The sequence below is a fragment of the Kineosporia sp. NBRC 101677 genome (assembly GCF_030269265.1).
Classification (GTDB): domain Bacteria; phylum Actinomycetota; class Actinomycetes; order Actinomycetales; family Kineosporiaceae; genus Kineosporia; species Kineosporia rhizophila.
In genome coordinates, this window is sequence record NZ_BSTA01000014.1 from 154,631 (window position 1) to 160,864 (window position 6,234).

Here is a 6,234-nt window from a genome sequence, read left to right on the forward strand (position 1 = left end):
GATGGGGCGTTCTTTTCGGGCAATGGTGGACGCCTGTCATCCACTTCCGAGCGCGGCTGTCACAGTGTTCGCGACGGCTTACGCCCTCGCGGTCCAGGATGGTCTCTCGGCCGCCGGGGTGCGCAGTGCCCTGCTCGTCGGGGCGGCCATCCTGGCTGGTCAGCTGTGTGTGGGCTGGTCGAACGACGGCTTCGACGCGGAGCGCGACCAGGCCGCGCAGCGCCACGACAAGCCGATCAGCGCCGGCCTGATCAGCGCGGCCGTGGTCCAGGCGGCGGCCTGCCTGGCGGCCGCCGCCGCCGTGCTGGTCTCCGCTCAGCTGGCGCACGACGCCGGTCTGTATCACCTGATCGCGGTGCTCAGTGCCGTCGGCTACAACGCAGGCCTGAAAAGTACCCCCGTAAGCCCGCTTCCATACGTCCTCTCGTTCGGTCTGTTACCCGTGATCGCCTCACTGGCCGTTCTCGGGCAGCCGCCACCGACGTCCACCATTGTTGCGGCTGCCCTGCTGGGTGCGGGGGCGCATTTCGCGAACACGGTCGGCGACACCGAGGCGGATGCCCTCACCGGAGTGCGCGGCCTACCCCAAAGAATCGGGCCTGCAGCGTCTCTGACCGTAATGGCGGTGCTGATCGCTGCGGCGGCGGGCTGCCTGCTGTTCGGCGTACTGGGGGCCGAAGGAATCGGAACGGTACGGCGTGTTGCCGGGATCGTGCTGCTGCTCGCCGGAGTCGTTCTTGCGCTGGCCGGCGCGTCGCGGCAGGTCGGAGTGCGCGGTGGGTATGCCGCGTTCCGGCTGACTCTGGTCTCGGTCGCCTTGCTGGTGACCGGATTCCTGGTCACCGCCTAGCGGTCCCAGGGGGCCGTGTCGTCCATCTTGGCGTAGTACTTGGCGAGGTGGCTCTTCACCCGGTCGACGTCCTTCTCCGGCAGGTCCACCCCGCCGCGCCCGCCCTGGAGGATGGCTCCGGCCGCCATCACCCCGCGGGGTACGGCAACCAGCTTGCCGTTCACCACGTCGGCGATCAGGCCTGGTCGCATCTTCAGGTTGCCCCGGTGGCCGCCGATGATCGCCAGGGGGAGCAATCGAGGGGGACGGTTGTGGCGGCTCAGACGATCACTGGTCCCAGGCGGGCCGAGGAACTTGCCGAGGAACTGAATCGGCCCGGGCGCACCCGGCCGACGGTCGTGGTGACGATGGCGCGCGGAGCCACCCGGCCGTACATAGACGCGGACCGGCTGGCCACCGAGCTGAGCGGGCTGGCCGACGTGTACCTGATCTCGGACGCGGCTGCTTCCTGGGCCTTCTCGCGGGGGATGCCAGAGCTCACGCAGGTGTACGGCGGCGCTGGGCGGGTCTATCCGACCGGCCTGGAGTGGGTGCACGACCTGCGCCGCTCGCGGCTGCGGTTCGCCTATTCGGCGGCCGAGGGGATCACGACCACCGAGCGACTGCTCGAGGACGGACTGAAGGCCGCGGCCTCGGCCGGGCTGCTGGCCCTGCCGATGGGCTCCTCGAGCCGGGCGGTCCTGCCGGAGGTCTCCGGGGTGGTGAGTGGTTGCCCGAATCCGTCGCAGGCGATGGTCAGTCTGACCGACGGGCGCTATGCAACGATCCAGGTCGGGCTGCTGTGCCCGGGGGTGCCTTCGGAACGTCTTTTCGAGCGGGGTATGCAGGTTCGGGGAGTGTTCGACGAGAGCTCCCGCAGGCTGGATGTGTCCGGCATGCTCGCCTCGCCCGGCGAACGGCTGGCCGAGGTGGCGGACGGGGAGGTACTTCTCGCCTGCGTGCAGTCGGTGGGTTCGGCCTCGTGCCAGGTTGCCCTGCTGCCGGGGATCTCGGCCTCGGTCCCGCGGGCCCGGGTCACCGACGACTCGACCGAAGACCTGCGTGACCTGCTGTCGGTGGGTGAGGTGGTGCCGGTCCGGGTCGGGTCCGGAGGTTCCTCGCTGAGCATCGTGGACGTCGACGAGGACGCCCCGGTGCGCTCGCTGGCGGTGCTGCCGGGAGGGCCGGGCTGGCTGGTACTTCCGGATCCGGCGGTACCTGCGCCCGAGCCACCGCTGCTGGAAAAGGTTGTGCCCGAGCAGGAGACGCCCAACCCCGTACCCACCCGGCCGCGGTTGACCGCGAACGTGCGCATCGGCGTCCCCAGTTATCTCGAGAAGCCGGACGTTCAGGTTGCCGACGATGTTGCGTTGCTGCGTAACGGGTCGCCGGTGCGGATGCTTCCGCGGCCTTCGCCGACGATGCTCGCCGCCCGGGCGGTGCAGGTGCTGGAACGGCCGGTGCGCAAGGAGGCGCTGCAGAGCACGCAGAGGGCTCTGGAGGAGTCGCGGGCCACCGTTCGGGCCACGTTGCTCGAGAAGGCCCGGCTGGAGCAGGAACTGCGGTCGTCGACCTTGGAACTTCAGCATCTGGAGGCCGAGCTCTCGCGCAAGCACGGGCAAGTGGCCACGCGGGAGAAGGAGCTGGAACGTCTGCGGCGCCGCAATCGTAAGGGCGCCCAGCGCGATCATCGGGAGACGCTCTCTTCGAACGACCTTTTTGCCGACCCGGACGACCGTTTCCGCTTCGACGTCACGGTGTGCTGGGCCCGCAAGATCCCGGCCGGGGAGAAGGCCGAGCGCCCGCTGGGGCCGTACCGGCTCGGCCCGCGTTTCGTGAGTTCGCTGGAGGAGACCCCGGGGGTCGACCGGGCGAAGGTTGTTGATGTGGTGGTGGAGGTGCTGACCGGTCTGGCGGACACCTCGGCGGGCCGGCAGATGCATGTGCTGCGTACTGGGCAGGGGCCCAATGAGCAGGCCGTGCGGCGGGAGGACGGCGCCACCTGCTACCGCGTTGCGCTGCAACGGAACGCGCCCCAGGCCCGGCGGCTGCACTTCTGGCGGATGTCCGAGGAGATCGAGTTCTCCCGCGTGGTTCTGCACGACGACTACGAGCCCTGAGGGGTTTGACGCCCGGCTGTGGTGAGTATGTACTCACTCACATGGACGAGAAGCGGAGCCGGTCGACCGCTGAGGTGCGCCGGGCGACGGTCGTGGCCAAGGCGATCCCGGTGTTCGCGGCGACCGGCTATCACGCCACGCCGGTGACTGCGGTGGCCGATGCTGCCGGGATCTCCCAGGCGTACGTGTTCCGCCTGTTCAGGGACAAGCTGGGGTTGTTCCTGGCGGCTCTGGAGCACACCTTCGACGAGATCGAGCGAGCGCTGGAGGCCGGCGCAGTTGCTGCGCCGGGCGCTTCGCCGGACGAACTCCTGACGGCGATGGGCGATGCCTATGCCGGGCTGATCGCTGACCGGTCGTTGCTCATGATGCAGGTGCATGCCCAGAGTGCCAGTGATGTGCCGGAGATCCGGGCGGCCCTGGCCGACGGGAACCGGCGGATCTGGCAGTACGCGCGGTCTCGGTCGGGAGCCGGGGTTGCGGCAGTGCAGGCGTTTCTGGCCTACGGGCAGTTGTGCCATCTGATCGTGACGGCCGGCCTGGACGAGGTGGACGAGCCCTGGGCCGGGGAGATCGTGCAGAACATGACGCACTTCCCGGCCCGGCGTGCGGGTTCGGCCTGACGGCTCGGTGTGCGGGTTTGGCCTGACAGGTCGGCCTACGGGGTTGGCCTGACGGGTCCGGCGTGCGGTTCGGCGTGCGGGGTTGGCCCTGGCGGCTCGGCCTATGGGTTCGGCCTGACGGGTCGGCGCACCCACCTCTGGCGTTGTCCTTATGCTCGTGCAGCAGTCTGCTGAGGTGGTCTGCTGGGTTGGCGGGCCGGGCCGGGGCGGGCCGGGCCGGGCTTGGCGGGGCGGGTCAGGCGTGGTCGAGGCGGTCCAGGGCTGCTTCGGCTCGGTCGAGGGCCTTGGTGGTGTCTTTGACCTGGCGTTCCTGTCGGGTCAGGTCGCGTTCGGCGTGCGAGACCCGTCGGTCGCCGGCGTCGAGTTTTCGGCGCACGACGACGATCTCGGCCTGGAGTTCGTTGAGCCTGGCCTGGAGGTCGGCCTGTTCGGAGGTGGCTGCGTCGAGTTCCTGTTCGCTCTGGCGTAGCGACTGTTCGGCTGCTTCGAAGTCGGCGCGGGCTCTGCTGACCAGTTCCTCGGCCTCGGCGCGGCGGGCCGCGAGCTTGGCTGCCTTGGCTTCTTGCGGGGATTGCCGGGGTTTTTCGGGATTTTCAGGCTTGCCGGCCGGGCGTGAGTGGGCGCGGGAAGAAGTGCCGGTGCTGTCGGTGTCGTCGTCGGGGGAGGACTTGGGGTGTGCAGGAGCCAGTTTGGAGTCTCGGCGTTTCATTGTGGGGGCGTTCTGGGGGCCAGACCCTGCTGTGCCTGTGCCTGTGCCCGCCGTGCCGCTCTCGTCGCCTACCGTGCCACTCTCGCCGCCGGCCGTTTCTGCCTTGCTGGAAGCGCTTGCGGGCAGGGGCTTTCCCGAGGTGTCGCTGCGCCGGGCCTTGTACGGATGTACGGCGCTGAGCGGGGTGGCGGTGGCCTCGGTGACGTCGACCTCGCCGAACCCCGCGTAGGTGAGCGCGCGGGTGAGCCTTCCGGACGTCACCGCCAACGACGCCTGCTCGTCGGCCACTGCGGCGCCCAGCGTGTCTTCCAGCTCCCGGCGCACGGCCGCACTGACCTTCTGCCCTGCCTGCTCGGCGATCTCTTCGGCCCGCTGGACCAGGGCCGCGACCAGCTGGTGTCTTTCTTTGGTGAGCTCACGCATGAGCTGCGCGTCGAGGGCGGCCTGGGCCTCGCGCAGCTCGTGGCCCAGTTGCTCGAGGCGATCGATCTCTTCACCCGCCCCCTGTTCACCTCGGACCAGCTGATTGAGCAGCCAGGCCGAGGTGGTGGGGCGACGCAGTTCCCCGATGGCCTTGGCGGCCTCGGTGTCCTTGGCCTGACGGGCCTCCTTGGTGAGGCGGGTGCGCTCGGCGGTGAACCGGCCCGGTTCGACCGCGTAGAGCTCAGCCGCGGCCTCCTCGAGGGAGGGGCTCACTAGCCGAGCCGATCCGGAAGGCCGAAGTAAGGGAACAGGGTGGGCGTGTCGAGAAACGTGGTCACCTCGGTGATGCGGCCGTCCACCACCTGAAGCACCTGGAGGCTCCACGGGGCGTAACCGCCGTCGGGCGCGATCCGGTACTGGCCGAACGCGGGCATGCCGTTCGCCGAGGTGGCCACGAGCTTGGAACCGGCGCACTCGTGGCCCGGGCCCTGCATCCAGGCGACGATCTCTTCCGGGCCGCTGAGCCACAGGTCGAGGGGCGGCATCGACATGGTCGCGTCCTCGTGCAGCAGGGCCACCAGACCCTCCATGTCGTAGTTCTCGAAGACCTCCAGGTAGCGCTGCAGGAGCTGGGCCGACTCGCTCTGCGCGTCCTGCGCCTGGGAACCCGCGCGGGCGCCGGCCGTGGCCTTGGCGATCGCCTCCTCGGGCGTGGTGCCGTCGGTGGCGAGCGTGGCCCGGGCCCGCTGCAGGGCGCTGTTCACCGAGGCCACCGAGGTGTCGAGCAGTTCGGCCACCTCGGAGGCCCGCCACTGCAGCACCTCGCGCAGGATCAGGACCACCCGCTGGCGGGGCGGCAGGTTCTGGAGCAGCGCCACGAAGGCGAGCTGCACCGTCTCGCGCTGGACGGCGGCCTCGGCCGGATCGGCTGTGCCGCTCAGTACCCGTCCGTCCGGGATGGGCTGGATCCAGGTGGCCTCGCCGAGCGGTTCGCCCAGCACCACCTCGGCCGTCTTCTGGGCCGGACCCAGATCCATCGGGAGGGCCCGGCGTTCGCGGCCCTTGAGCATGTCGAGACAGACGTTGGTGGTGATGCGGTACATCCAGGAGCGCAGGGCGGAGCGGCCCTCGAACCGGTCGAGGCCGCGCCAGGCCCGGATCATCGCGTCCTGGACGGCGTCCTCCGCTTCGAACGCGGAACCGAGCATGCGGTAGGCGTAGGCCGTGAGCTCGGTGCGGAACTGTTCCAGGTCGTGCGTCTGATGTGTCTGCCCGCCCCCCGGGCCGGTCTCCCCGACGTCGAGGGTGGTCCCCTCCGCGGTCCTGACCTCGCTCATCTTGACGATCCCCTTCGAGTCGGCGGCCACGTCGTCCATCTGCTCGCAAGCGTAGGGGCGACCACCGACAATGATGATGTAAGGGCGTCTCCGGGGCTCTGACCCCGCCACTGACTGTCGCCCTGTTGGGCTGGCTTGCGATTGTTCTGTCGGGTTCCGGATGGCGCGCGTACCAGGCTCACGGCCGGGGCGG

The 6,234-nt window shown here is 69.8% G+C and carries 5 protein-coding genes and 1 pseudogene; 3 read left to right on the forward strand and 3 right to left on the reverse strand.

Annotation, left to right across the window (positions count from 1 at the left end):
* The first annotated feature begins 64 nt into the window (after nt 1-64).
* Nucleotides 65-850, forward strand: coding sequence for a UbiA family prenyltransferase (locus tag QSK18_RS31630; protein ID WP_232808989.1), 786 nt, complete (start codon nt 65-67; stop codon nt 848-850).
* Here QSK18_RS31630 and QSK18_RS31635 read toward each other — a convergent pair.
* Nucleotides 847-1,029 (reverse strand): annotated as a pseudogene (locus QSK18_RS31635) (hypothetical protein); the annotation flags it as partial. The gene QSK18_RS31630 and the pseudogene QSK18_RS31635 sit on opposite strands and share 4 nt — an antisense overlap.
* Before the next feature lie 72 nt (nt 1,030-1,101).
* Here QSK18_RS31635 and QSK18_RS31640 point away from each other — a divergent pair.
* Both QSK18_RS31640 and QSK18_RS31645 read left to right on the forward strand, forming a co-directional pair.
* Complete coding sequence (locus QSK18_RS31640; protein ID WP_285626715.1) at nt 1,102-2,949, forward strand: hypothetical protein; 1,848 nt, start codon at nt 1,102-1,104, stop codon at nt 2,947-2,949.
* Nucleotides 2,950-2,990: 41 nt separating this feature from the next.
* Nucleotides 2,991-3,572, forward strand: a complete 582-nt coding sequence (locus QSK18_RS31645) for a TetR/AcrR family transcriptional regulator (protein ID WP_232808986.1) — start codon at nt 2,991-2,993, stop codon at nt 3,570-3,572.
* A 235-nt stretch (nt 3,573-3,807) separates the two neighbouring features.
* Here the strand turns inward: QSK18_RS31645 and QSK18_RS31650 are convergent, their stop codons facing one another.
* Together QSK18_RS31650 and QSK18_RS31655 are read right to left on the reverse strand one after the other, a co-directional pair.
* Nucleotides 3,808-4,977: a hypothetical protein gene (locus QSK18_RS31650; RefSeq protein WP_285626717.1), complete on the reverse strand. Its 1,170-nt coding sequence runs from the start codon at nt 4,975-4,977 to the stop codon at nt 3,808-3,810.
* Nucleotides 4,977-6,041 carry a sigma-70 family RNA polymerase sigma factor gene (locus QSK18_RS31655; protein WP_502894295.1) on the reverse strand — a complete coding sequence of 355 codons (1,065 nt, stop codon included), beginning with the start codon at nt 6,039-6,041 and terminating at the stop codon, nt 4,977-4,979. Before QSK18_RS31655 ends, QSK18_RS31650 begins: the two co-directional genes overlap by 1 nt.
* Nucleotides 6,042-6,234 lie beyond the last annotated feature (193 nt).

Excerpts from the sequence above, each read along its gene's own strand:
- QSK18_RS31655 (WP_502894295.1), bottom strand. The coding sequence starts at position 6,041 with ATGAGCGAGGTCAGGACCGCGGAGGGGACCACCCTCGACGTCGGGGAG.
- QSK18_RS31645 (WP_232808986.1), top strand. The coding sequence starts at position 2,991 with ATGGACGAGAAGCGGAGCCGGTCGACCGCTGAGGTGCGCCGGGCGACG.